The organism is Solimonas marina, assembly GCF_012241385.1.
In the GTDB taxonomy this organism is placed as follows: Bacteria; Pseudomonadota; Gammaproteobacteria; order Nevskiales; family Nevskiaceae; genus Solimonas; species Solimonas marina.
Window position 1 is genome coordinate 261,726 of sequence record NZ_JAAVXB010000001.1, and the last position, 24,980, is coordinate 286,705.

At 65.5% G+C, this 24,980-nt stretch carries 16 protein-coding genes; 14 read left to right on the forward strand and 2 right to left on the reverse strand.

Annotated features, from left to right (window positions below):
* Positions 1 to 32: 32 nt before the first annotated feature.
* Positions 33 to 1,532 carry an aldehyde dehydrogenase family protein gene (locus G7Y82_RS01180; RefSeq protein ID WP_168146167.1) on the reverse strand — a complete coding sequence of 500 codons (1,500 nt, stop codon included), beginning with the start codon at positions 1,530 to 1,532 and terminating at the stop codon, positions 33 to 35.
* Between G7Y82_RS01180 and G7Y82_RS01185 the strand changes: the two genes are divergently transcribed.
* The 9 genes from G7Y82_RS01185 to pelG all read left to right on the forward strand — a co-directional run bounded on the left by G7Y82_RS01185 (position 1,519) and on the right by pelG (position 15,289).
* Positions 1,519 to 1,749, forward strand: coding sequence for a hypothetical protein (locus tag G7Y82_RS01185; RefSeq protein WP_168146168.1), 231 nt, complete (start codon positions 1,519 to 1,521; stop codon positions 1,747 to 1,749). The two genes, G7Y82_RS01180 and G7Y82_RS01185, sit on opposite strands and share 14 nt — an antisense overlap.
* 207 nt (positions 1,750 to 1,956) lie before the next feature.
* Positions 1,957 to 2,907, forward strand: coding sequence for an NAD-dependent epimerase/dehydratase family protein (locus tag G7Y82_RS01190; RefSeq protein WP_168146169.1), 951 nt, complete (start codon positions 1,957 to 1,959; stop codon positions 2,905 to 2,907).
* Positions 2,904 to 5,708: a bifunctional glycoside hydrolase/polysaccharide deacetylase family protein gene (locus G7Y82_RS01195; RefSeq protein ID WP_168146170.1), complete on the forward strand. Its 2,805-nt coding sequence runs from the start codon at positions 2,904 to 2,906 to the stop codon at positions 5,706 to 5,708. Before G7Y82_RS01190 ends, G7Y82_RS01195 begins: the two co-directional genes overlap by 4 nt.
* Positions 5,686 to 9,288, forward strand: coding sequence for a tetratricopeptide repeat protein (locus tag G7Y82_RS01200; protein ID WP_168146171.1), 3,603 nt, complete (start codon positions 5,686 to 5,688; stop codon positions 9,286 to 9,288). Before G7Y82_RS01195 ends, G7Y82_RS01200 begins: the two co-directional genes overlap by 23 nt.
* A 91-nt stretch (positions 9,289 to 9,379) precedes the next feature.
* Positions 9,380 to 9,910: a DUF4136 domain-containing protein gene (locus G7Y82_RS01205; protein WP_168146172.1), complete on the forward strand. Its 531-nt coding sequence runs from the start codon at positions 9,380 to 9,382 to the stop codon at positions 9,908 to 9,910.
* Between the two features lie 13 nt (positions 9,911 to 9,923).
* Positions 9,924 to 11,294, forward strand: coding sequence for a PelD GGDEF domain-containing protein (locus G7Y82_RS01210; RefSeq protein WP_168146173.1), 1,371 nt, complete (start codon positions 9,924 to 9,926; stop codon positions 11,292 to 11,294).
* Complete coding sequence (locus G7Y82_RS01215; protein WP_168146174.1) at positions 11,281 to 12,291, forward strand: HEAT repeat domain-containing protein; 1,011 nt, start codon at positions 11,281 to 11,283, stop codon at positions 12,289 to 12,291. Before G7Y82_RS01210 ends, G7Y82_RS01215 begins: the two co-directional genes overlap by 14 nt.
* A gap of 3 nt (positions 12,292 to 12,294) precedes the next feature.
* Positions 12,295 to 13,836: a GT4 family glycosyltransferase PelF gene (pelF, locus tag G7Y82_RS21155; protein ID WP_206370192.1), complete on the forward strand. Its 1,542-nt coding sequence runs from the start codon at positions 12,295 to 12,297 to the stop codon at positions 13,834 to 13,836.
* Position 13,837: 1 nt separating this feature from the next.
* Positions 13,838 to 15,289 (forward strand): exopolysaccharide Pel transporter PelG, encoded by a 1,452-nt coding sequence (gene pelG / locus G7Y82_RS21160; RefSeq protein WP_206370194.1) that lies wholly within the window; start codon positions 13,838 to 13,840, stop codon positions 15,287 to 15,289.
* Here the strand turns inward: pelG and G7Y82_RS21165 are convergent.
* On the reverse strand, positions 15,250 to 16,002 hold the full coding sequence (locus tag G7Y82_RS21165) for a helix-turn-helix transcriptional regulator (RefSeq protein ID WP_206370196.1): 753 nt from the start codon (positions 16,000 to 16,002) through the stop codon (positions 15,250 to 15,252). The genes pelG and G7Y82_RS21165 overlap by 40 nt on opposite strands.
* A gap of 226 nt (positions 16,003 to 16,228) precedes the next feature.
* Here G7Y82_RS21165 and G7Y82_RS01225 point away from each other — a divergent pair, with 226 nt between their 5' ends.
* The 5 genes from G7Y82_RS01225 to G7Y82_RS01245 all read left to right on the forward strand — a co-directional run bounded on the left by G7Y82_RS01225 (position 16,229) and on the right by G7Y82_RS01245 (position 24,310).
* Positions 16,229 to 17,185 (forward strand): MerR family transcriptional regulator, encoded by a 957-nt coding sequence (locus tag G7Y82_RS01225; protein WP_168146175.1) that lies wholly within the window; start codon positions 16,229 to 16,231, stop codon positions 17,183 to 17,185.
* Between the two features lie 85 nt (positions 17,186 to 17,270).
* On the forward strand, positions 17,271 to 20,051 hold the full coding sequence (locus G7Y82_RS01230; RefSeq protein ID WP_168146176.1) for an SdiA-regulated domain-containing protein: 2,781 nt from the start codon (positions 17,271 to 17,273) through the stop codon (positions 20,049 to 20,051).
* 776 nt (positions 20,052 to 20,827) lie between these two features.
* Positions 20,828 to 21,574 carry a DUF695 domain-containing protein gene (locus G7Y82_RS01235; protein WP_168146177.1) on the forward strand — a complete coding sequence of 249 codons (747 nt, stop codon included), beginning with the start codon at positions 20,828 to 20,830 and terminating at the stop codon, positions 21,572 to 21,574.
* 305 nt (positions 21,575 to 21,879) lie between these two features.
* Positions 21,880 to 23,187, forward strand: coding sequence for an amidohydrolase family protein (locus tag G7Y82_RS01240; RefSeq protein ID WP_240954031.1), 1,308 nt, complete (start codon positions 21,880 to 21,882; stop codon positions 23,185 to 23,187).
* The gene (locus G7Y82_RS01245) at positions 23,177 to 24,310 is read left to right on the forward strand and encodes a dipeptidase (protein WP_168146179.1); all 1,134 of its coding nucleotides are present in this window, start codon (positions 23,177 to 23,179) and stop codon (positions 24,308 to 24,310) included. Before G7Y82_RS01240 ends, G7Y82_RS01245 begins: the two co-directional genes overlap by 11 nt.
* Positions 24,311 to 24,980: the final 670 nt, after the last annotated feature.

The window sequence follows — 24,980 nt, forward strand, 5'->3', positions numbered from 1 at the left end:
GCATATCGCGCGCGCCGCGATTCCGCGCCGCTTCAGCGCTTGAACAGGCCCACGGTCCGCACCACCCGGTCGATGACGCGAACCATGCCGTCCGGCACCGGCTTGCCGTCGAGCAACTGCGTCAGCTGCTTCTTGTACTTGTCGGTCAGCGGCGGAAACATCGTGCGCGGATCGACCACCGGCGGGCCTTCCTCGAACACGGTGCGGGCGTTCGAGCACTCCGCGAAGGTGTTGAAACCGACCAGCCGACCGATGCCGCTGTGATTGACGCCGCCGAACGGCAGGTACGGATTGGTGCCGGACTGTACGACGTTGTGATTGAGCACCATCGAGCCGGACGTGGTGTTGGCCAGAAAATACTCCCAGGCGCTGCGATCCTTGGCGAACACGTAAGCCGCCAGCGGTTTGTCGCGGCGGCGGATGTAGTCGACCACTTCCTCGCGCGTGCGATACGGCTTGATGACGATCGCCGGGCCGAAGATTTCTTCCTGCATGATCTTCATGTCGTCGCTGACGTCGGTGACGATGGTCGGCGCGATGTAGCGATCGGTCGCGTCGTACTCGCCGCCCATGACGAGGGTCGCGCCCTTGCCGCGCGCATCCTCGATCAGGCCCTTGATGCGCTCGAAGTGGCGGGCATTGATGACGCGCGGATATTCCGGATTCTTCGCGAAGCCCTCGCCCTTGGGGTCGTACATCGCGGTGATTTCGCGCTGCAGCGCCTCGGTGTAGCGCTGCGCCACCGACTCGTGCACGAGGACGTAGTCCGGCGCGATGCAGGCCTGGCCGGCGTTGCACATGCGCCCCCACGCGGTCTTCAGCGCTGCGTCCTCGACGTCGGCGCTGGCATCGACGATGGACGGATTCTTGCCGCCCATCTCCAGCGTCACCGACGCGAAGTGCTCGGCAGCGGCGCGCATGATGATGCGGCCGACGGTGTTGTTGCCAATGTAGAAGATGTGGTTGAACGGACACTCGAGCAGGCCCTGCGCCGCTTCGACGCCGCCCTCGACGATCACGACTTCGCCGTTCGGGAAGGCCTCGGCGACGATGTCCGCCATCACTTTCGACGACTGCGGTGCCAGTTCCGACGGCTTGATGATGACGGCATTGCCGGCGGCGATCGCACCGAGCAACGGCAGAAAGCCGATCACGTACGGCGCGTTCCAGCTCGGCAGCACCAGCACCATGCCCTTGGCTTCGTAGTGCAGGTAACACTTCTTGCCGAGCGTCATCAGCGACGGCGGCGCCGGCTTGTCGCTCATCCAGTCGGCGAGGTTCTTCGCGATGTGGTCGGCCTCGAACTTGAGCATCACCAGCTCGCCGTCGACGTCCGGCGGCGTCAAGCCGCGCTCGATCTTGACCGCCTCATAGATCCGCGGCCGCGCCGCCAGCATCACCTCCATCAGCCGGCGGATTCTGGCGATGCGCGTTTCGGCGCTGGTCGCCGCGCAGGCTGGCACGTGCCGCGCCACGCGATCGAAGACGGCGCGCGCGGCGCTGCCGGAAGGAAGATTGATGACCGTGCTCATGGGCGTGCTCGCTGGTGTCCGAAGAATGTCCCGCAATCCAGACGACGATGGTCCGCATTCGGCTTGCCGGGACATCACCCAAAGCGATGAGATCGCAGCGAAACCTCATCTTGCACGGCAGGATGCTTCACTCGCTGCAAAAAGCACGGTCTGCAATAAATTGGCTAATTCGTTGAGGCTGTCTCAAAACGCCGACATATCATTTTCAATTATTTGATTTAACTTGATAAATTATTTTCCCATTAACATTTAATTCAGCATAAATCTTTGATTTCCTACAAGGAAAACCTGATTCAAACAGGCCTCATTTTAAAGCGAGGAGATATAGCCCCTATCTATCGATAAATTGCTTGTCGAAGCGCGCATTCAAGGACGAATGCACGTCGCACTATCCAAAGGAACAGGGAGCGATATGAAACTGCGCATGTCGTCAAACGTTGGCAGCGAAGCCACGGTCGTGGTCACGGGCGGAGCTGGCTTCATCGGCTCGCACACGGTTGAGCTTCTGCTGCAACGCGGCTATCGCGTTCGCGTCCTGGACAATTTTTCGACGGGGCATCGGCACAACCTGCCAAATAGCGAGAACCTCGAGATATTCGCCGACGACATCCGCGATCACGAAGCTTTGCGCACAGCCTTGCGCGGTGCCACCGCCTGCCTGCATCTGGCGGCGCAAGTTTCGGTGCAATGCTCGATCGAAGCGCCGGCCGAATCCGCGACGCATAACGTGGTCGGCCTGATCAATGTGCTCGACGCCGCCGCCGACCAGAAAGTGCCGCGCGTGGTGTACGCCTCGTCGGCCGCCGTCTACGGCGACCCGCAGCAGCTGCCGCTGACCGAGACCGCGGCCACCGTACCGATCTCGCCTTACGGCCTCGACAAGCTTGTCGACGAACAGTACGCGCGGCTGTTCATGCGCCTGCATCCGCTATCGACGATGGGACTGCGCTACTTCAACGTCTACGGACCGCGCCAGGATCCGCGCTCACCGTATTCCGGTGTGATTTCCAAGTTCCTCGACGTCGTCGCACGCGGCGAGTCGCCGAAGATCTATGGCGACGGCCTGCAGACACGCGACTTCGTCTACGTCCAGGACATTGCCGCCGCCAACGTCGCTGCGCTCGAGTCGCGCGAAACGGGCGTGCTCAATGTCGCCAGCGGCAACGCCGTCGACCTGCTGTCGGTGGTCGACACGCTGGCCGCGCTGACCGGCCGGCCGATCACGCCGCGCCACTACCCGCCGCGCGACGGCGATATCCGCGATTCGCGCGCCGACATCACGCAGCTGCGGACGCGACTCGGCATGTGCCCTCAGTGGGCGCTGGCCGACGGGCTGCGACAGCTCCTGCCGCAACCGCTGATCGCCGCGGCATGACGCGCGCACGCCTGCTGGCGTGCTGCTGGCTCCTGCTGCTGATCGTTCCCCTGCCAGGACGGGCGCTCGAGCGCGCCCCCAGCACCGCCTTTTACTACGGGAGCACGCCCCCGACCGCGCTGCTGTCGCAGTTCGATCAGGTCGTGGTCGAGCCGGCGCACATCGATGCAGCCCAACGCGCGGCGCTGACCGCGAGCGGCGCCACCCTGTTCGCCTATCTGAGCGTCGGCGAGATCGACCGTCACGACCAGGCGGCGATGCAGCTCGCGCCGCAGGTGGCACGCGGCCGCAATGCGGCATGGGATTCCTCGGTGGTCGACCTGACGTCGCCGATCTGGCGGCAGTTCATCGTCGATCGTGCCGATCGGCTCTGGCAGCAGGGTTTCCACGCACTGTTTCTCGACACCCTGGACAGCTACCAGCTGATCGCACACGACCCCGCGGCGCGGCAGCAACAGCAAGCGGCGCTGATCGACATCATTCGTGCGATTCACGCCGCGCATCCCGACATCAAGCTGATGCTCAATCGCGGTTTCGAGATCGTGCCGGCCGTACGCGCGCTAATCTGCGGCGTCGCTGCCGAGTCCTTGTTCAGCGAATGGGCCCCGACCCGCAAGCGCTACCAGCCAGTCGCTGACGACGACCGCAAGGCGCTGCTCGAACAACTGCGTCACATCCGAGACGACGATCATCTGCCGGTGGTCGTGATCGACTACGTGGCGCCGAAGGACCGCGACCGGGCCCGCGCGCTGGCCCGCCGCATCGACGCACTCGGCTTCACGCCCTGGGTCAGCAACGGCGACCTCGACGGCATGGGCGTTGGCGCCATCGAGGTGATGCCGCGCAAGGTGCTGATGCTCTACGCCCTGAACGGCAGCGACGACGATCTGGCGTATTCAGCCGTGCACAACTACGCGGCCATGCCACTCGAGTATCTCGGCTACGCCGCGGACTATCGAGACGTTGACGGCCCCTTGCCGGAAGGCGAGCTGCGCGGCCGTTACGCCGGCATCGTCATCTGGCTCAACCGCGCAGTGCCGTCGGCGGGCGTGCGCCAGTGGCTGGCGCGGCAGATCGACGACGGCGTACCGATCGCGGTGCTCGGCGATCCCGGTGTCGCCATCGACAGCCGTCAGCTACAGAAGATGGGACTACGCACGGTCGCCGACATCGATTCGCGTCACGAAACCGTGATCCGTCACGACGCCATGCTCGGCTTCGAGACCTTCCCGGACGTGCCGCCGGCCAGCGACAACGGCTTTCGCGCCACGCGCGACGACGTAAGCGAGCACTTGCTGCTCGAAGACGCACGACACCAGCGCTATTCACCGGTCGTCACCGGCCCCTGGGGCGGTTTCGCGCTGGCGCCGTGGGTCATCGAGGAGGCGCGCAACATCGATCCGCAAAGCGGCGACGACGGCGAATCCAGCGAATGGCGGCAGCGCTGGATCATCGATCCGTTCGCGTTCTTCAAGACAGCGCTGCACCTGCCGACGATGCCGGTGCCGGACGCGACGACCGAGAACGGCAACCGCTACCTGACCGTGCACATCGACGGCGACGGTTTCGCCAATCGTGCGTCGATGCCCGGCACGCCGTACGTCAGCGACGTGATCATGCGCCACGAGCTGCAGCGCCGGCCGCTGCCGACCACGGTGTCGGTGATCGAAGGCGAAGTCGGCCCGTCCGGCCTGTATCCGGATCAGTCGCCGGCGCTGGAAAAGATCGCCCGGCAGATATTCCGGCTGCCGAATGTCGAGATCGCCACGCACACCTTCAGCCATCCTTTCGACTGGCAGCTGCTGCACGATGGCCAGTCGCCCGGCGACAACATGATGCCGATCCCCGGTTATCACTTCTCGATGCAGCGCGAGATCGCCGGCAGCGCCGACTACATCGCCGACCGGCTGGCGCCGCCCGGCAAGCCGGTGAAGATGGTGCTGTGGAGCGGCAACGCCCTGCCCAAGCAGAACGCGCTGGCCGACGCGGCGCAACGCGGCCTGCTCAACATGAATGGCGGCAACACCGACATCAGCCGCGACAACGACACGCTGACGGCGGTCTCGCCGATGACGCGGCCGGTCGGCCCTTACACACAGGTCTACGCGCCCGTCATCAACGAAAACGTCTACACCAACGGCTACAAGGCGCCGCTGTGGGGCTTCCGCCACGCCATCGAAACCTTTGAGCTGACCGACCGGCCGCGACGCCTGAAGCCGATCGGCATCTACTACCACTTCTTCTCCGCCACGCACCTGTCGAGCCTGCACGCGCTGGACGCGGTCTACGACTACGCCGAGTCGCAGCGCACGCTGCCGCTGTACGGCTCGCAGTACGTGAAGGTCGCGCTCGACTTCGCCGATGTCGGCATTGCCCGCCGCCTCGACGGCGACTGGCAGATCAGCGGCGCCACCGATGTCCGCACCCTGCGTCTGCCGGACGACCTCGGCACGCCGGATCTGGCGCGCTCGCCGGGCGTCGCCGGCCTGACAACGCTGCCGCAGGCACGTTATCTGTCACTGAGCGGCGCCGCGCGCATCGATCTTGCCCTGCAGCGCGGCCGGTCGTCGTCCGGCGTGTCGCTACTGCACGCCAACGGCCGCATCGTCGACTGGCTGCGTCATGGTCGCGGCGCCGATCTGCAGCTGCGCGGCAACGTTCCCCTTCATCTCGAACTTGGCGGGCTCGCGCCCGGCTGCCGGATCGACGCGCCACGCGCGACGGTCGATCGTCACGGCGCTACCGCGACGCTGCGCTACACCGGAAAGGATTCTGGTCATGTCTCGGTCGACTGCGACTAGACCGCAACGCCTGGTCGGCATCGGCGCGCTGTTGGCGCTGGCGCTGGCGTTCGCCCTCGCATTCTGGTGGCTGTTTCCCGGCCGCGGCGCGGCCCCGCGCCCGCGCTCGGACGGCGATCAGCAGACCGGTCGACTGGAAGCACTGCACGTGCTGTTGCAGGCCAATCCGGCCGACCGCGGCGCCCGCATCGCGCTGATCCGCCAGCAGATCGCCAGCGGCAATCTCACCGAAGCCGAACGCACCCTCGCGCCGCTGCTCGACGGCCGGCCGCCGCGCGACGTGCTGTGGCTGAAGTTCGACCTCGATCGCGCGAAGCTCGCCGCGGCACCGGCCGGCTCGGCGCCACACCGCCAGCTCGCCGCGCTACCGCCTGCCGACCTCGATCGCCTGCAGTCCGGCACGGTCGCCGACAACGAACTCGAGAAGCTGGCGAAGTACCGGCTCGAGTACAACCAGCCCGGCCAGGCCGCGGCACTATACGAAACGCTGGCGCAGCACCGTCCGGCCGACGCCTACCGCGCCGAGGCCGAAGCGGGCCGCTGGTGGCTGGCGTCGAACCAGCCGGATCGGGCACGGGCGGCCTGGCTGCGCGCGCTCGATGCCGCCGGCTCGCCCGAGCAGGCCGAAACGGCCGCACGCAATAGTCTGCGTGCGGCGCAGATGGCCGGCCCGAACGTCGCCCTCGCCGATGCCAAGGCACTGGTCGCCAAGCGCGGCGACGATGCCCCGACCTTGAACGAGGCGATCGGCATGGCGATGGCCGCCGGCCAGCCAGCCCTGACGCTCGACTGGTCGACGCGTTACCTGAAACTGCGCCCGGACGACGATCAGGCGCTGCGGCGCCACGCCGAAATCGCGCTGGCGATGCGCAAGACCGGCGTCGCCCGCAACGCCTATGCGCGCTATGTCGCGGCGCACCCCGACGATGTCGCGGCACGCCGCCGCCTCGCGCAACTGGCCGAATGGGACGGTCAGCCGCAGCAGGCGCTGGCACAGTACGAAGCATTGGCGAAGGCCCAGGCGTCGCCCGACGACGATCGTCAGATCGTGCGCCTGGCCGGCGCGCTCGACGACACCCCGGCGCTGGCCGCCGCGCTGGACCGGCAAGCCCGGCGACGGCGCCTGAGCGCCGACGAGATGCAGCGCTACGTCGATACGCTCGACGACGAACTCGGCCAAGCGCAGCGCGCCATTGCTGTCCTCCAGCACTGGCTGCGCGATACGCCGGAAGACGAACCCTTGTGGCGCGAGCTGGCCAAGCTGCAGGACGAACTCGGCCAGCACGACGCAGCGCTGCGCACCTGGGACCACATCGCCGCGTATTACGGGCACAGCCTGTCGGAAACCAAGGCGCGCGCGCAGATCGAAATCGAGCAATGGCATCTCGGCGCGGCGCTGCGCACGCTGCTATCGCTGGACTCAGCGCCGGACGACGACGCCGACTACTGGTCGCATGTCGGTGAGCTGGCCTGGCAGCGCAACGACAATCCGACCGTGGCGCGTGCCTACGGCATGATCTTCGACCATCGTCGCGACGCGCTCGACGGCGAAGGCGCCGAACGTCTGGTCCTGAGCAATGTGCATCTCGGCCAACTCGACCGCGCCACCACCGTGGCACTCGACAGCTGGCAGCGCGACGGCGATCCGCAGGTGCTGATCGATGCGCTCAGCGGCGCCGAAGATGCGCGACGCGACGATCTGATCGCGCGCCTGATGAGCGCCGCCGAACAACGCCTCAGCGCCTTCGCCGACGATCCCGGCTTCTGGACGCTGCGCGGCGACATCCTGCTCGATCGCGGCGACACCGATGGCGCCATCGCCGCGCTGCGCCAGGCGCTGACGCTGCAGCCCGACGACGCCGGCACGCGCGCCGCTTATCTGTATGCGCTGATCGCACAAGGTCGCTCGCCGGCGCTGCAAAGCGCGCTGGCCAGCTGGCGCGACGGCGCTGCCGCCAACGACCAGCTCTGGGAGCCGTATGCGATCGGCTACGCGACGCTGGGCCGCCCCGATCTGGCGCTGCCCTGGTTCTCGCATTACGCGGTGCGCCATCCGCAGGACTATCTGTGGCTGCTCAGCTATGCCGACGCGCTCGACGGCGCGCGCCGCTTCGAGAGTGCGCGGCGTCTGCGCATCTACGCGCTGACCCGACTGCGTCCGCGCCTGCTGGCGCAGCTGCACGGCACACAGCTCGATCGCGAAACCCTGCTCGAAACGCTCAGTGCCCAGCATGCGCTGATCGGCAGCGACGACGACCTGGCCTGGCTGCGTCGCGTATTGCTCGCCGAGCGCGGGCACGCGCTGAACAGCGCCGACATGGAGCTGCGCATGGACTGGCACGCGTCGCGCGAGCAACCCGCCTGTGCGCGCTGGTGGCTGCTGCGCGCGCAGATGCAGCGCCTGCGCAGCGCGCCCTACCTGCGCCTGACCCTGGCGCTGGACGCCGACGACCGCCCGGCCATCGCGCACGTACTGGCCGACAGCACGCAGGAAGGCATCACCGACCGCGTCGAGGCGCTGCGCCGCCTGCACCGCGACGACGAAGCCCTGGAGCTGGCGCTCGACCATCTCAACACGCGCGAGCCCTGGTCGCCCGGCCTGGAACCGCTGAAGCGTGACGCCGCCGAGCTGTATCGCGAAATGCCGCGAAATGCCGGCGTCGGCGTCGAGACGCGCAAGACCGGCGGCCTGCACCTGACGTCGATCCTCGGCAGCTACAAGCATTCGGTGCGCGACTGGACCCTCATCGTCAACGCCGGCACCGTGCATCTGCACGACGGACGCTCGGACATCGTGCTCGATGGCCTGCACGACGAGCGCAGGATCGGCGGCCAGCTGATCCGCCGCGAGCGCCGCGGCACCACGACCCTCGAAGCCGCGCGCATCGACACGTCCGACGTCGGCTTCACGCAGCTCGGCATTCACCAGACGCTGCAGATCAGCGAGCGTCTCACCGTCAATGCCTTCGCCCGCCGTCACGAGCAGGTCAGCGACACCGCGGCGCTACGCGCACTCGGCACGCGCAGCACCTTCGGCTTCGGGCTCGACTACATCCTGTCGCCGCGCGACAGCCTGAGCCTGCTCGCGCAGCACTTGCACTACGACACGCGCCGCGGCCACGACCTGGGCCACGGCTATCAGCTCGACGCCGATTTCAGTCACGACCTGATGGTCGGCCGCAACGACGAGCTGCAGGCACATATGCAGTTCAACTACCTGCGCAACGATCCCGTCGGCACCCTGCCGTCGGACCTCATCGGCCGCCTGCCGCTTGGCGCCACGCCGGATGATCTGGTGCCGTCCGAGTTCGGCAGCGTCGGCGCCGGCCTGTCGTTCCGCCATGGCCTGCCGGGCAGCGACTATCCGCTGGTCGCCGGCCTGCACTACATCGCCAATGCCGATCTGGCCTACGTCTGGCCGGAGCGCAGATGGGGCTTGTCGTTCTCGCTCGGCGCCGGCATGCCGCTGTTCGGCAGCGACGAGCTGAGCCTGTCGCTGATGTTCGACCAGACCGGCCAGAACGCCTTGGCTCGCGACCGCAGCGTCGGCCTGCAGTACCGCTGGTTCTTCGGCAAGTGAGGCCGCCATGCACCCTTCGCACCGTTCCTTCCGCTTCCCTCGTTTCATCGACCGGCGAGCCCGCGCTCGCCTGCATCAATGGAGTCCCGCCATGAAAGCAAGACTGTTGTTGCCGGCGCTCGTCGGCCTCGCCACGCTCGCGTTGTCGGCCTGCGCCGTCACCGACGTCCACAAGACCACGCAACTGCCACGCGATGCGACGTGGACGCTGCTGCCGATGGTCAACTACGCCGAAGCGCCGCAGGCCGGCCAGCGCGCCGAGGCGATCGTCGACACGCTGCTGCGCCAGCGCGGCATCAACGATCTCGTCGACTACCCGAGTCAGGACGGCGGCGACGGCCTGCCGGATCTCGACGATCGCCACCGTCTCGACAGCGCGATGCAATGGGCGCGCGGCACGCAGCGCCGTTACGGCGTGCGCGGCGCGGTCTCCGAGTGGGGCTACAAAACCGGACTCGATGGCGAACCGGCGGTCGGCCTGTCGGTCGAGGTAGTCGACCTGAGCACCGGGCAGGTCGTCTGGGCCGCATCGGGTGCCGACTCCGGCTGGGGCTATGACTCGGTCAGCGGCGTCGCGCAGTCGCTGCTGAGCAAGCTGATCGCACGCATGCCGCTGCAGTAAACGGAGCCCCGTCATGCCTCGCAATCTCGCGATCGACGACATCCGCTACGAGCCACCGTCACCCCGCTTGGCCTGGCTGGAAACGGCGGGTCTGACGCTGCTGATTCCGGTCATCGGCCTGCTCTTTCATCGCGCCGACCCGATGTTCGTGCAGGGCCCGTTTCCGTGGCTGATCCTGGCACCGCTCGCGGTCGGCATGCGCTACGGCTTTCTACAGGGTTTCGTCAGCGGCATTGCGACCGTGTTGCTGCTCGCCGCTGGCTGGCGCTTCAGTGCTGTGCATACGCTGCACGACTTCCCGGTCGAATACGCGCTGGCGGCGCTGATCACCGGCGCCATCGCCGGGGAGTTCGCCGACGGCTGGCTGCGACGGCTCGGACGCATGCAGATCCTGCTCGACTATCGCAGTTCGCGGCAGAGCGAATTCACGCGCAGCTATCACCTGCTGAAGGTCTCGCACGATCAGCTCGAGGAGCGCCTTGCCGGCCGCCAGTACAGCTTGCGCAACGCACTGATGGATTTGCGCAGCAGTCTGGTCGCCAGCGACCAACGCAGCCTGCTCGAACACAACGCCCTGCGCATTCTCGAATTCCTCGAAATCCATGGTGACCTGCATCAGGCGGCGCTGTATCCAGTCGACGAGCAGGGCCGCATGCAGACCGGTGCGCTGGCGCGCATCGGCGGCACGATGCCGACGGTGATCCCCAGTCATCCGATGATCGTCGCGGCACTCGACAGCGGCCGCATCGTCAGTGTCCGCGAGCAAAGCTTTCGCCAGGCCGAGGCGCACGAGCAGGACGACATCCTCGCGGTGATTCCGCTGATCGACATCGACGGCCGCATCCGCGCGCTGGTGATTGCCACCGAGATGCCGTTCCTGTCCTATAACGGCGACAACCTCGATCTGCTCGGCGCCCTTGGCGGCAGCATCGGCGACTTCCTCGCCACCGGCGTGCAACGGCTCGAATACGCCGGGCGCGAGGACGACGCCGCATTCGTCAGCCGCTTGCAGCGCTGGAGCGTCTACGCCGATCGCTATCAGCTGCCGTCCAACATCGCCGCCTTCGACTTCGCCGCCGGTCTGTCGAGTCTGCACGGGGGGCTGGGCCTCGAAAACCTGCTGTTCGAACAGCTGCGCGGCCTCGACGAGCCGCTGCTGGTACCGGGCGCCGCCAGCGACACCGTGCTGATCCTGATGCCACTGTCGGACGACCAGGGCGCCGAAGGCTATCGCCGCCGCATGTTCGCGCAGTTCGCCGAACGCCTGGAACGCGAGCTGCAGCCCAGCGACGTCAGCTTCACGTTCGTACCAGTCCTGCCCGGTCGCGATCCGAACACCGTGGTTGCCGACCTGCTCACCGAGGCCCGAAATGCGCGCGCCTAGCGCCCTGAGTCCTTTCGGTCTGCTGTTCATCGCGCTCGGCGCGGTGCTGGAGCTCGCTGCGTGGCTCGCGTGGTTCGGACTCGGCGGCGTGCCGGGCACCGCGGTCTTCCTGGTCCTGCATGCCGCTGCCGCGCTCGGCATCGCCGTCGGCGCCTGGCTGCTGTTGCCGCTGCGGCTGCGCGGCGGCCGCGGCTCGGCCATCGCCTTTTTCTTCAGCGCCGCGTTCTTCACGTCATGGCTCGGCATGGCCGGCATCGTCCTGGCGCTGCTCCCCGGCTTCTATCGCTACGGACTGCGCCGCGAACCGGGTTGGGAGCAGCGCCGCGAACCGGACCTGCCGTTCAAGCCGGTGCAGGTCAATCCCAACGGGGTGTTCATGCGCGTCGGCTTGGCCGCCGTCGTCAAATACTTTCGGGATACCGACCTGCGCCGTCGCGCGGTGATGGCAACCCGGCACCTGAGCGGGCGGCGTGCAGTGCCGATCCTGCGTCAGGCGCTGCGCGACCCCGCAGACGAAGTCCGCCTGCTCGCGTATTCCATGCTGTCCGGCAAGGAGCGCGTCTTCGAGCTGGAAATCCGCCGACTGCAGGCCGAGCTGCGCGAACACGACGGGCGCAGCGGTGACTGGCTCCGCGAACAGATTGCGTCGCTGTACTGGGAGCAATCGTCGCTCGGCCTGGTCGAAGGCGAAGTACAAGCCTTCGTGCTGCAGGAAGCGCTGCTCAACATCGATGCTGCGCTGAGTGGCCGTCCCACCGCCGGCCGCCACTATCTGCGCGGCAAGCTCTGCATGCGGCTCGGCCGCTACAACGACGCCGAGCGCGCCTTGTCCGAAGCGCGGCGCCTCGGCCTCGACGACAACCGCACCGCGCCGTACTTCGCGGAACTGGCGTTCCTGCGCCGCGATTACGCGACCTGCCGCGCCGAGCTGGCACGCGTCGGTCATGAGATACGCAAGCTTCCCCGTCTCGAACCCGTCGTTCAGTACTGGATCTGAACCATGAGCTTTCTCAAAGCCCCCGAAGGCAACGAAGCCATCGACGTCATGCTGCTGCTGGAAGGCACCTACCCCTACGTCCATGGCGGCGTATCGAGCTGGGTGCAGCAGCTGATCCGCGGTCTGCCGTCACTGCGCTTCGGCGTCGTCTTTCTCGGTTCGCGGCGCGCCGACTATCACGACGTGCGTTATGAATTTCCGGCCAATCTGGTCTGTGTCGAAGAACACTTCCTGATGGAGCAATGGCAACACGAACGCGTGCAGCCGGGCCGCGGCAATGCCGAAGCCTTTCAGCAGAGCGACCGTCTGCATCAGGCACTGCGCGAGCCGGACACCGTCGACTTCAAGGCATCGCTGGCCGACTTCGCCAAACTGCTGCGCGACGACGGCGCCGGTTTGTCGCGCGAGGATTTCCTCTACGGCGAGCGCTCGTGGCAACAGATCGGCGACTACTACACGCGCTACTGCAGCGATCCGTCGTTCGTCGATTACTTCTGGACCGTGCGCACCATGCACGCGCCGCTGTTCGATCTGATCGAGATCGCGCGGCACCTGCCGAAGGCGCGCATGCTGCATGCCATCTCGACCGGTTACGCCGGCTTTCTGGGTGCGCTGGCGCATCAGATGCACGGCACGCCGCTGGCGATCACCGAGCACGGCATCTACACCAAGGAGCGTCGCATCGACCTCGCGCAGGCCGAGTGGATACGCGATGCGCGCAATGCACTGGAAAGCAGTCTGCGCCAGGACATCAGCTACGTCCGTCAGCTGTGGATTCGCTTCTTTGAAGGGCTGGGCCGCATGAGCTACCGCTCGGCCACGCAAATCACCGCGCTGTACGACGGCAACCGCGAGCGGCAGATTGCCGACGGCGCACCGGCCGATCGCACGCGTGTCATCCCCAATGGCATCGAGCTGGCACGTTACCGGCCGCTGCGCGCGCAGCGGCCGCCGGAGATTCCGCAGGTCATCGGCCTGATCGGTCGCGTCACGCCGATCAAGGACATCAAGACCTTCATCCGCTCGATGCGCACCGTGCATGCGAACCTGCCGCAGGCTGAAGCCTGGATCGTCGGCCCGACCGACGAGGACGAGCTTTACTACCAGGACTGCGCGTCGCTGGTCGATGATCTTGGCCTTGGCGATTGCGTGAAATTTCTCGGCTATCAGGATGTGCGCGACATCCTGCCAAAGCTGGGCCTGCTGGTCCTGAGTTCGATCAGCGAGGCACAACCGCTGGTCGTGCTCGAAGCCTTTGCCGCCGGCGTGCCGGTGGTCACCACCGACGTCGGCAGCTGTGCGGCGCTGGTGCATGGCGCGGATGACGATGACCGCGCGTCCGGCAGCGCCGGCGCGACGGTGTCGATCGCCAATCCGCAGGCGCTGGCCGACGCGATGATCGGCCTGCTGATCGACGCGCCGCGCTGGCAGGCGGCGCAGGCGGCGGCCATCGCCCGCGTCGAGATGATGTACGGCGAAGACCTGATGCTCGAACGCTATCAGGCGCTGTATGGCGACCTGGTCGCCACCGAAGAGGTGCACTGACATGGCCGGCATTGGCATCGAACTGCGCAAGCTGCTGCGCACGCAGACCTACACCGGGCTGATGCGCGCTTACCTGGACGCCAGCCTGATCAGCTCCGGCCCCTGGGTGCTGTCGATGCTGGTGGTGGCGTTCATCGGCTTCTTCGTCGCCGCCGGCGCGCACGCCAGCGCCGACGTGCAGGCCTTTACCGTGTCGGTCACCCATCTGGTCGCAACATCGCTGATTCTCACCGGGCTGGTGCAGTTGCTGTACACGCGCTTCGTTGCCGACCGTCTGTTCGAGCGCAAGCCGCAACTGGTCCTGTCGAACCTGTTCGGGGTGCTGACCGTGACCAACCTGGTCGGCGGCGTACTGGCGTCGTTGATCGTCATCGCGCTGTTCGGCGACACGCCGCATTTGTACCGGCTGGAGATGATCGTCGGCTTCGTGCTGCTCAGCGATGTCTGGTGCCTGACGGTCTTTCTCACCGGCCTCAAGCAATACCGCATGGTGCTGCGCTGCTTCGCACTGGCGTATGGGTTGATCGTGCTGCTGTCGATGCTGCTGCATCCACATGGCGTCAATGGCCTGCTCGGCGCTTTCGTCGTCGGCCAGGCGGTACTGGTGTTCTCGTTGCTGCTGGTCGTGCTCAAGCACTATCCGAGCGACACCCTGGTGTCCTGGGAGTGGACGCAGCGCAAGCTCACGCATCGGCCGCTGATGCTGATCGGCCTGCTGTTCAACATCGCCATCTTCGTCGACAAATTCCTGTTCTGGTACAACCCGTCGACGTCGATCGCCGTCATCGGGCCGCTGCGCAGTGCGCCGACTTACGACTTCCCGCTGTTTCTCGCCTATCTGTCGATGGTGCCGGGCCTGGCCGTGTTTCTGGTCCGCATGGAAACCGATTTTGCCGAACGCTACGACGTCTATTACGACGCGGTGCGCGGCGGCGACACGCTGCAGCACATCGAGCGCTTGCGCGACAGCCTGATCGAGACCGCACGGCACGGCATCTACGAAATTCTCAAGGTGCAGATCACCACCATCGTGCTGTTGCTGCTGTTCGCGCCGGCCCTGCTGCGCTGGCTGCATATTCCGGCGCCGTATCTGCCGCTGTTCAACATCGACCTGGTCGCTGTCGGCACGCAGGTGCTGCTGGTGGCGGTGCTCAACACGCTGTTCTATCTGGACAAGCTCGGCACCGCGTTGGCGCTTTGCGCGCTGTTCGCGGCCGGCAATGCACTGCTGACCGTCGCCACCCAGCGACTCGGCGTGGCGTTCTACGGCTACGGTTATGCGGCGTCACTGGCACTGGCGACGCTGGTCGGCCTGGCGCTGCTGGCGCGCAAGATGGACAGGCTCAGCTACGAAACCTTCATGTTCCAGCCGGGGCCTGGCGGAGCGGGTGCCCGCGCCAGGCGTCGCCGCCGTCAGTCGGTACGCGACGTGGAAGCGCCGGCCGAATCGTAATGGCCGTTACGCGCAGCGCCGTCGGCATCGGCGCTCGACACACCCGGCATCAGCTGCCCGGTGGCGATGGCACGGACGATGGCCTGCTCGCGTGACGTCACACCGAGCTTTTCGATGCAGCGGTTGAGCAGGTATCGCACCGTGGTCGGCTCGATACCGAGTTCGATGGCGATGCGCTTGACGGTCAGGCCCTGTGCGATGCCGCCGAGCACGCTGCGCTGGCGGTCGGTCAGCACCTCACGGCCAAACGCGTTGGCCGCTGGCCCTGCGGTATCGAGCACGTCCTGAAAGACGTGCGTGGCGGCGAATTGCAGACGTCCCAATTGCGAAGCATCGGTGAACGTTTGCGGCAGGCGCAGCAACGCACGCGCACCCAGCGGTCCGTGCAGCGGAATCTCATCGGGCCCGCGATCACCGTTGCGTGCGGCAGGACCGCGCAGCGGCACCACCGCGGTCTGCGTGCGGGCCGCCCAGCCCGGCTCGGTTGCCGGCGCCAGGCTTGCGGCCCCGGCGTCCTGACGCACGAAAGCGAACTCCAGACCATCGCGCACATCCAGCGACGGCAGCAGGAACAAAAAGGTGAACTGCCGGCAGCCGAGTGCGACCAGGCGGTCCTCACAGTTTTGCGCCGACATCTGCAAAGGGGCTGTCAGCGGGGCCGGCAGGGGCGTACCCCAAGTTTCGACGCTTGTCTCAGCGCGGAACGAATTCATCAATGAATCCTGTGACTTAACTCAAATGGGTCAACGGCCGAGTCGGACCGTTCCTGACTTTAGGGTGACGGGACAAGCTTGCAGATAACTTAATCAAGGACGCTCAAATCGATACAAATCATGAAAATTCAGCGAACATGACGCCAGCGTCGCGAATTATTCTTGTACAGAACTTGCATTGTGCAGAATTGAGTCCGCCTTCGTATCCAGGAGTTCCCCCAGCGCGATGACTGCCACCGACCACTACCGCATTGCCACCGTCGCCACCCTCACCGGTCTGCCGGCGGCGACCATCCGCATGTGGGAGCGGCGTTATGCCGCCGTGGCGCCGCTGCGCTCCAGTGGCGGCTCACGGCTTTATCGCGACAACGATATCGAGCGCCTGCGTCTGCTGGGCGAGTTGGTCCGCCATGGGCATGCCATCGGCACGATCGCGCGCTTGGGCGACGATGAACTGCGTCAGCGACTCAACCGCGCCGGGCTGACGCCGCCCAGCACGGCCGCGGCGCGCCGCCATCGCGTGCTCCTGATCGGCGACGGCATCAACGCACGCGCGGCGTCGGCGTTCGCCGCGCAAGGCTCGGTCGAACTGCGTGCGACGGCGCCGACGCTGGAAGCCGCGTTGCAGACCAGCGGCCCGGTCGACTTCGTCATCGTCGAAGCGCCCACACTGCTGCCCGATCTGGTGGCCGGGCTGCAGCAGCTGCGAGAACAGCTGACCCCGCGTCTGTTGCTCGTCGAATACGCGTTCTCGACGCGCGCCACGCTGCGCCAGCTGCAGCGCCCGGACATCCTGTGTCTGCGCGGCCCCTGTGAAGGCGAGGCGCTCGCACGCATCTGTCTGTTCGCGGCGACCGCGCCGACCGGCACGCCAAGCAAGGGCGATCTGCTGCAGCAGGCCTTGAGCCAGCCGACTCCGCCACCGCGCTACACAAGTGCCGAGCTGCTGGCGCTCGACACCGCGCCGAGCGCGCTGCGCTGCGAGTGCCCACGTCAGCTCGCCGAGCTGATCGGACGTCTGTCGGCTTTCGAGCGCTACAGTGCCGAGTGCCGCAACGCCTCGCCGCGCGACGCGCGCCTGCACGAAATGCTGCGCCTCGCCAGCGGTCATGCGCGCGGCATGATCGAGGACGCGCTGCAGCTGCTGCTCGAAGCCGAGGACGCCATCGCCAGCGGCCGCTGATCCGGGGGATCGCGACGCGGCTGCAACGCCGCTGCAACGAACGGCCGCTACGGTTCGGCGATTTACCGCCGACCGAAGACCGCCCATGAACGATCTCCGCCCCTTGTGGCCCGCCCTCCTGCTGTCCAGCGCCGCACTGCTGCTCGCCGCCTGCGACGACAATCATCACGACGGCAGCGAAAACGGCATCGAGCCGATCCCGGCCACCGCCACCCTGTCGTTCAGCGCGCCGGGCGCCACCTTCGACCTCAACAACTACACGCGCGTCGGCCAGTACGCGCTGCCGGTCGGCACCGATTCGAGCAATCTGCTCGCCGCCGAAGCGTCGGCCGTGACCTACGACAAGGACACCGACTCGCTGTACGTCGTCGGTGACGGCGCCACCTCCGTCGTGCAAGTCAGCAAGCTCGACGGCTCGCTGATCGACTCGATGCCGCTGGCCGCCGGCGACAGCCCGCAGGGCACGGCGTTCTACGACACCGAAGGCATCACCTACGTCGGCGGCGGCCAGTTCGTGCTGGTCGAGGAACGCTATCGTCAAGCCAATCTGTTCACTTACGCCGCCGGCACCACGCTCTACACCAGTGGCGTGCAGACCGTCAAGCTGGGCACGACGATCGGCAACATCGGCCTCGAAGGCGCGTCCTACGATCCGTCGACCAGCGGCTACGTGTTCGTCAAGGAAAAAGACCCCGAAGGCGTGTTCCAGACCACGATCGACTTTGGTGCCGGCAGCGCGTCGAACGGCTCGGCAACCACCGAGAACTCCGACAACCTGTTCGATCCGTCGTTGCTCGCCGTTGCCGATCTCGCCGACGTGTTCGCGGTGTCCAACGTCGTCGACAGCAGCGATGCCGAATACAACGACCTGCTGCTGCTCAGCCAGGAATCCGGTCAGCTGCTGCAGGCCGACCGCAGCGGCAACGTCAAGGCTCGCCTCGACATCGACCTCAATGCCCAGAACGAAGGCGTGACGATGGACGGCGATCACACGCTGTATCTGGTCAACGAACTCGGCGGCGGCGACGGCCATCCGCAACTATGGATCTACAAGGCAGCGGCGACCAGCGACGCGGTCGGCGTCGGCAGCAACCTGTACCTGACCTTCACGCAGGACGTCAGCGCCGGCAGCGGCTACATCGTGCTCGACGACGGCCAGGGCGACACGCGCGCGATCTCGGTCACCGACACCGATCAGGTGACGGTCGACGGCGATACCGTGACGATCAACCCGGAAGACGATCTGGTCTCCGGCCACACCTACACCATGACCGTGCCGGACGGCGCATTCACCACCGCCGACGGCAGCGACATCACCGACATCGGCGACATGGGTTTCACCACCGTCGGCGACATCCTGCCGCCGCTGCTGCTGACCAGCTCGCCGGTCGACGATTCGGTCGCCGTCACCAGCAGCACCATCACGCTGACGTTCAACGAAACCGTGCAGGCCGGCGCCGGCAGCATCGTCATCACCGGCAGCGACGGCGACTCGCGCACGATCGACATCAGCGACAGCTCGCAGGTCACGATCGCCGGCGACACCGTCACGATCACGCCGAGCGAAGACCTGCATACCTCCACTGACTACAACGTGCAGATCGCCAGCGGCGTCATCACCGACAGCGCTGGCAACGCCTACGCCGGCCTGACCACCGACACGGCGCTGAACTTCACGATGGCCGCCGCCAGCGGCCCGACCACGCTCGCCGCCGGCGACCTGCTGTTCGTCGGCGCCAACGCCGACTCGCCGGACGCCATCGCCTTCATCCTGCTCAAGGACATCAACGCCGGCACGCAGATCGGCTTCACCGACAAGGATTACGACGGCACGGCCACTTGGCCGACCAACGAAGCCGCCTACATGTGGACCGCCGATCAGGACTACACGGCCGGCACCATCGTCACCATCCAACCGGACGAAGACCCGATCGTCGTCGACAAGGGCACCGTCAGCGGCTCCGGCGGCGGCATTGGCGCCAGCGGCGAAACCTACTACGCGTTCCAGGGCACCATCACCGACGCCGACACCGGCGACATCACCGTCGACCACTTCCTGGCGACGATCAACGTCGGCGGCAGCGACGCCGGCACCATCCCGCAGGACGTCATCGACGCCGGCGCCGATCTCACCTTCGCCGACGACGACGTCAAGTACACCGCCTCGACCGACGCCTCCGACATCACGACGCTGGCCGCCAACATCAAGGACACGTCGAACTGGAGCACCAGCAACGATACCCCGTTCGAGATCACCGACGGCTCGATGTTCCCGGAAGACACAACGACGCCGACCACGCTGTCGGCCGGTGACGTGCTGTTCGTCGGCGCCAATTCCGACTCGCCGGACGCGCTCGCCTTCATCCTGCTCAAGGACATCAACGCCGGCACGCAGATCGGCTTCACCGACAAGGACTACGACGGCACGGCCACCTGGCCGACCAACGAAGCCGCCTACATGTGGACCGCTGACCAGGCCTACAGCGCCGGCACCATCGTCACCATCCAGCCGGGCACACCGGTCGCCGACAAGGGCACCGTCGAAGGCGAAGGCGGCGGCCTGAGCAACGACGGCGAAACCGTCTACGCCTTCCAGGGCACCATCACCGACGCCAACAACGGCCAGATCACCGTCGACCGCTTCCTGTCGACGATCAACGTCGGCGGCGCCGCGGCCGGCACCATCCCGCAGGAAGTGATCGACGCCAACGCCGACCTCACCTTCAGCGAAGACAACGCCCTCTACGCCGGCTCCACCGACGCCAGCAACGTCTCGACCCTCGCCGCGGACATCGAAAACACCGCAAATTGGGCAACCAGCGACGACACCCCGTACACGCTGACCGACGGCTCGCTGTTCCCGTAAGCCCCCTCGCTGCTGCACAAAAAAGCCCGCCGGCCGATAAGGTCGGCGGGCTTTTTTTGTGCGCCGAGCCGCGAAGTTTCATGCGACATTCGGTGTGCCGTCTCCCTGACGGCCATCAGCACAGTCAATCACTTGCAGCGTCTGTGACGGAGTTATCACACACCCCCACTTTTTTATTGGACACTCTCGTGTCTTCTAAACGGCGTCAGGCATCAGGGATAGACAATGGAAACTCTCCGCATCATTTGGCTTACAACCATTGCTCTGTGCATCGGAGTACAAGTCGTCATGCTGTCCCTTCAAGCTGGCGCTCTGCGTCGTTTTGGACACCGGAGTTTCTGGCTGCTTGGCGCCGGCAGTGCATGTTTCCTTATCTATGGGGTCATCGGCGCCGTTCCTTACTTCCGCCACCTCAGCGCGCGTTCGCTTACCACTCTTCTGAGCATAGGGCTCGCTTTTGCGGTGGCAGGTGCTGTGCTTGGGGTGTGGGGAACCGCAGCGTTGTTCCATCGGTTCGGGCAACTTCAGCGCTTATCGACTGGTGCATCCAGCGAAGCTGCCTAGCCACTCGTTCAAGCTCGGTAGGGCGGGATTCATCCCGCCTGTCGCGAACGGCGCGACCCCATATGCGGGAGGAATCCCGCCCTATTGCATGACATCAGATCGCCGATCAACCAATACTTCAGAAGGGCAGCCGATACTGAACCACCGTCAACACTGCGACCGCGTTGCAAGAAATTCCGCCACCAAGAATTTGAACACTTCAGGTAGAAGAGATGACGGACAAATGGGACTTCTACTTTTGCCGCGTCGACGACCAGCCGGCCTCGATCTTCGTCGATCTTGGCATTGCCGGAGACGCCCCCATGCGCACACTTCCGGTCATGGCCTACGTGCGCGTCTTCATGCGGCGGCCAAGACCTGACGGATTGTCGAGCAACGAAGACTTCGAAGAGTTGAAATCGATCGAGGATTGTCTCGATCAGCAACTGAGTTCGAGCACGAGCGTTTACGTCGGCCGTAATACCTCGAATGCTTGTCGTGACTTCTACTTCTACACGACCGCTACGACGTCCTGGAAAGAAGATGTGTCACTAGCGCTCGCTGCGTTTGCAGATCTTCGGTTCGAGAGCGGCACTCGCGACGATCCGGAGTGGAAAGCGTACCTCGGCTTCCTTCATCCGTCGGAGGAGGAAATGGAGCGCATACAGAACCGGCGCGCTTGTGAAGCCCTGGAAAACGCCGGAGACAAGCTAGCCGCGGAGCGCCCGATCGAGCATTGGGCATATTTCAACCAAAGCACCGATCGCACCGCCTTCATCGAGAAGGCCGAGGCGCTCGGCTATAAGGTCCTGGATACGTGGCCACCGGATGCTGAAAGCGAACGCTTTGGTGTAAATGTCGGCGCATCGGGTATCCCATCCTTACAAAACATCGATGACCTGACGATTCCCCTGTGGAGAGCCGCACGAGAATGCAATGGTGAATACGACGGATGGGAAACGGAGGTTGTGCGGGGATGAGCCTGCGTGGGGAGGAATTTATTCCGCCTGTCGCGATTTAAGTAGCTCCGTAGGGCGGCATTCATCCCGCCTGTCGCGAATGGCGTAGAGCCCTCATCGGCCGTGCGAATCCCCATAGGCGGCGCGAAGACAGCGTTCCAATCGACACCACCCGGATTCATATCTGGGCTATTGTCGGAAAATGGCCTTTTTCAAAGATTTCCCCATCCACCAGACAGCCGTGACGCTGCCGCTGTACCGCATGAGGACGGATATTGATGCGTTGGATCAAATGCTTTGGGCTGGCGACCGCGTGCGTGAGTGCGATGGCTGCGGCAGCGCCGCCTTCTGACACCACGCTCTACAGCGACGCCACCCTCATCGATGGAACCGGCGCGCCGGCACGGACGCATCAGGACATCCTCGTGCGCGGGCAGCGCATCGTCGAAGTCGCTCCGCACGGCACGATCCACGATGCCGAAGGCGCGCGCCGCGTCGATGTTTCCGGACGCTACATCATTCCCGGCCTGATCGACAGCCACGTCCATCTCGAGACGCCGCCGAACAACGCTCGCGCCCGCGCCATCCTGCGTCGCGATCTTTATGGCGGCGTCACGGCGGTGCGCGACATGGCGGACGACCTGCGCCCGGTGGGCGAGCTGACCCGCGAGGCGCTGGTCGGTGAAATCCCCGCGCCGGATATCTATTACGCCGCGCTGATGGCGGGCGATCCCTTCTTCAAGGATCCGCGCGTGCAGTCGGTCAGCGTCGGCGTCACGCCCGGCACCGCGCCGTGGATGCAGGCAATCAACGACCGGACCGATTTGCGCACCGCCGTCACCCTGGCGCGCGGCACCTCGGCGACGGGCATCAAGATTTACGCGGACCTGCCGGCGCATCTGGTCAAGGCGATCACGGCGGAAGCGCACCGCCAGCACTTGCGGGTCTGGACGCACAGCGCGGTGTTTCCGGCACGCCCGGCGGACGTCATCGCCGCCGGTGTCGATACCGTCAGCCATGTCTGCTATCTGGCGTACGAGGTCCAGAAGACGATCCCCGCCGCCTATGAAGATCACACGCCGATCGACGAAACGCTGCTGGCCCCGCACGGCGACGATCCGGTCATGGCGCGGCTCTACCGCGAGATGATCGAGCGCAACATCATCCTCGATGCCACCGGCAGTCTGTTCGTGCGCTACGACGCCGAGCGCAAGACGCATCCCGAGCGCAAGCCGCTGCGCTGCACCGGCCCGACCGTGATCCGGCTGACGCAACAGGCCTGGCGCGCGGGCGTGGCGATCTCCACCGGCACCGATCATGTCATGCGCTACGACCACGCGTGGCCGGAAGTCGATGACGAGCTGTTCTTCCTCGCCCGCGATGTCGGCATGCCACCGCTGGCGGTGATCCATTCGGCGACGATGGTCAGCGCCGCAGCGGCCGGGCAGTCGCGCGACATGGGTTCGGTGGAAGCGGGCAAGCTCGCCAACTTCGTCGTCCTGACCGCCGATCCGCTGGCTGATATCGGCAACATCCGCGCGATCGAGATGACGGTGAAGCGCGGCCGCGCCTATCTGCGCGCCGATTATCAGCCGACGACTCAAGCGGAAATGGGAGACGGCGATGATGATTGATCGACGCGAGCTGTTGACGCTCTCGGCGGCGGCGCTCACCACCGTCGCCGCCGGACCGGCGCGCGCACGAACCAGCAGCGACAATCCGATGGACAACTGGATCATTGTCAACGCACTGGGCGGACTGGGTGATCCCAATCTCCCCGGCGACAGCCTGGTCCCCGATCTCAGCCCGCGCGTGCTGGCCGAAGCGCATGCCTCGGGCCTGACCATGGTCAACATCACGCTTGGCTATGTCTCCGGGCCGGAGGAACCGTTCGAAGCCAGCGTTCGCGACATCGCCGCAACCGATCGCCTGATCCGCGAGCACGCGGCCGAGGTGACCAAGATCCTGAGCGTCGCCGACATCCGCAAGGCCAAGACGGATGGCAAGATCGGCCTGCTCTACGGCTTCCAGAACGGCGCGATGATGGGCAACGACGCGAGCCGCGTCGATGTTTTCGCCAACCTCGGCGTGCGCGTGTTCCAGCTCACCTACAACCCCGCCAACCAGATCGGCGACGGCTCGATGGCGTCGCAGAACCGTGGCCTCACGCCATTCGGGCGCGAGGTCGTGGCGCGCCTGAACGAACAGCGTGTGATGGTCGATCTGTCGCACAGCGGCGAGCAGACCTGCCTCGAAGCAGCGCGGATTTCACGCGCGCCGATCTCGATCAACCACACCGGCTGCCGCGCGCTGGTCGATCTGCCGCGCAACAAGACGGATGCGGAACTGCGGCTGGTTGCCGAGCGCGGCGGCTTCGTCGGCATTTATTTCATGCCGTTCGTCAACAAGACCGGCCACGCCCGCGCCGAAGACGTGGTGGCGCACATCGACCATGCGGTGAAGGTCTGCGGCGAGGATCATGTCGGCATCGGCACCGACGGCGACGTGAGCCAGATCGACGATCTGGATGCCTACCAGGCGGCGCTCGCCAAAGAAGTGGCAGAACGCCGCGCCGCCGGCATCAGCGCCGCCGGTGAGCGGCCCGACACCTATCCCTTCGTCATCGACCTGCGCGGCCCGGACCAGTTCCAAAAGCTCATTCGCCTGCTCCAAGCGAAAGGCTATTCCCAGAACCGGATCGAAAAAATCATGGGCCTCAACTTCCTGCGCTACGCGCAGGACGTCTGGGGCGCATGACCGACGACCCGGCGCCATGCCGCAGAAGGTGATCAACGCCGACGCAGACCGTGGGACTGGCGCGCCCTTTCCATGTGCCAAGCCGCAAAATTTTATGCGGCATTCGGCGTACCGTTTTCCTAACGGCCATCGGCACATTCAATCATTTGCAGCCTCTGTGACGGAGTTATCGGACATGCCGACTTTTTCATCGGACAATCCCGTGTGCTCTAAATGGCATTGGACGTATTCGCATGGCTAGCAAGAAACGACTGCGCAGCGTGTGTCACAGCATTGCTCACCATGCTGTGAGCGGCCTGTCGTACATCCATCCGCATCTGCTTCGTGCTTGTCGCAGCGGAGGTCACGCCAGCATGGAGGTTAGCCTGCTGGAGACGGAGCCATGCCCCGAGCAGTTTCGAGGCATTGACCCATTGCGCGTATCACTAAATAGCGTGAAGGAGAAGTTCGAGAGCATCCTTTCTTCTGAGGGATTTAGCAGCTCCGATATCATCATCGCGACTTTGCGCTTCTCAGCCGATCCTTCCACGCCAGATGATCATTGCAGTGTTTGCCATGCTACCGTTCAAGGTAGAGAAGGTGATCCTGTGGAGTGCACCGTAGATTACCTGGGTAACAAATACGTCCAACAATCAGCTCCAGCGCGACGGACGATTCCTACGGTTTAGTG

What these genes read in the sequence shown, in the direction of transcription:
- G7Y82_RS01225 (WP_168146175.1), top strand. Translation starts at nt 16,229, where the DNA reads ATGACTGCCACCGACCACTACCGCATTGCCACCGTCGCCACCCTCACC.
- G7Y82_RS01215 (WP_168146174.1), top strand. Translation starts at nt 11,281, where the DNA reads ATGCGCGCGCCTAGCGCCCTGAGTCCTTTCGGTCTGCTGTTCATCGCG.
- G7Y82_RS01195 (WP_168146170.1), top strand. Translation starts at nt 2,904, where the DNA reads ATGACGCGCGCACGCCTGCTGGCGTGCTGCTGGCTCCTGCTGCTGATC.
- G7Y82_RS01200 (WP_168146171.1), top strand. Translation starts at nt 5,686, where the DNA reads ATGTCTCGGTCGACTGCGACTAGACCGCAACGCCTGGTCGGCATCGGC.
- G7Y82_RS01210 (WP_168146173.1), top strand. Translation starts at nt 9,924, where the DNA reads ATGCCTCGCAATCTCGCGATCGACGACATCCGCTACGAGCCACCGTCA.
- G7Y82_RS01205 (WP_168146172.1), top strand. Translation starts at nt 9,380, where the DNA reads ATGAAAGCAAGACTGTTGTTGCCGGCGCTCGTCGGCCTCGCCACGCTC.
- G7Y82_RS01240 (WP_240954031.1), top strand. Translation starts at nt 21,880, where the DNA reads ATGGCTGCGGCAGCGCCGCCTTCTGACACCACGCTCTACAGCGACGCC.
- pelG (WP_206370194.1), top strand. Translation starts at nt 13,838, where the DNA reads ATGGCCGGCATTGGCATCGAACTGCGCAAGCTGCTGCGCACGCAGACC.
- pelF (WP_206370192.1), top strand. Translation starts at nt 12,295, where the DNA reads ATGAGCTTTCTCAAAGCCCCCGAAGGCAACGAAGCCATCGACGTCATG.
- G7Y82_RS01180 (WP_168146167.1), bottom strand. Translation starts at nt 1,532, where the DNA reads ATGAGCACGGTCATCAATCTTCCTTCCGGCAGCGCCGCGCGCGCCGTC.
- G7Y82_RS21165 (WP_206370196.1), bottom strand. Translation starts at nt 16,002, where the DNA reads ATGAATTCGTTCCGCGCTGAGACAAGCGTCGAAACTTGGGGTACGCCC.
- G7Y82_RS01245 (WP_168146179.1), top strand. Translation starts at nt 23,177, where the DNA reads ATGATGATTGATCGACGCGAGCTGTTGACGCTCTCGGCGGCGGCGCTC.
- G7Y82_RS01235 (WP_168146177.1), top strand. Translation starts at nt 20,828, where the DNA reads ATGACGGACAAATGGGACTTCTACTTTTGCCGCGTCGACGACCAGCCG.
- G7Y82_RS01190 (WP_168146169.1), top strand. Translation starts at nt 1,957, where the DNA reads ATGTCGTCAAACGTTGGCAGCGAAGCCACGGTCGTGGTCACGGGCGGA.
- G7Y82_RS01230 (WP_168146176.1), top strand. Translation starts at nt 17,271, where the DNA reads ATGAACGATCTCCGCCCCTTGTGGCCCGCCCTCCTGCTGTCCAGCGCC.
- G7Y82_RS01185 (WP_168146168.1), top strand. Translation starts at nt 1,519, where the DNA reads ATGACCGTGCTCATGGGCGTGCTCGCTGGTGTCCGAAGAATGTCCCGC.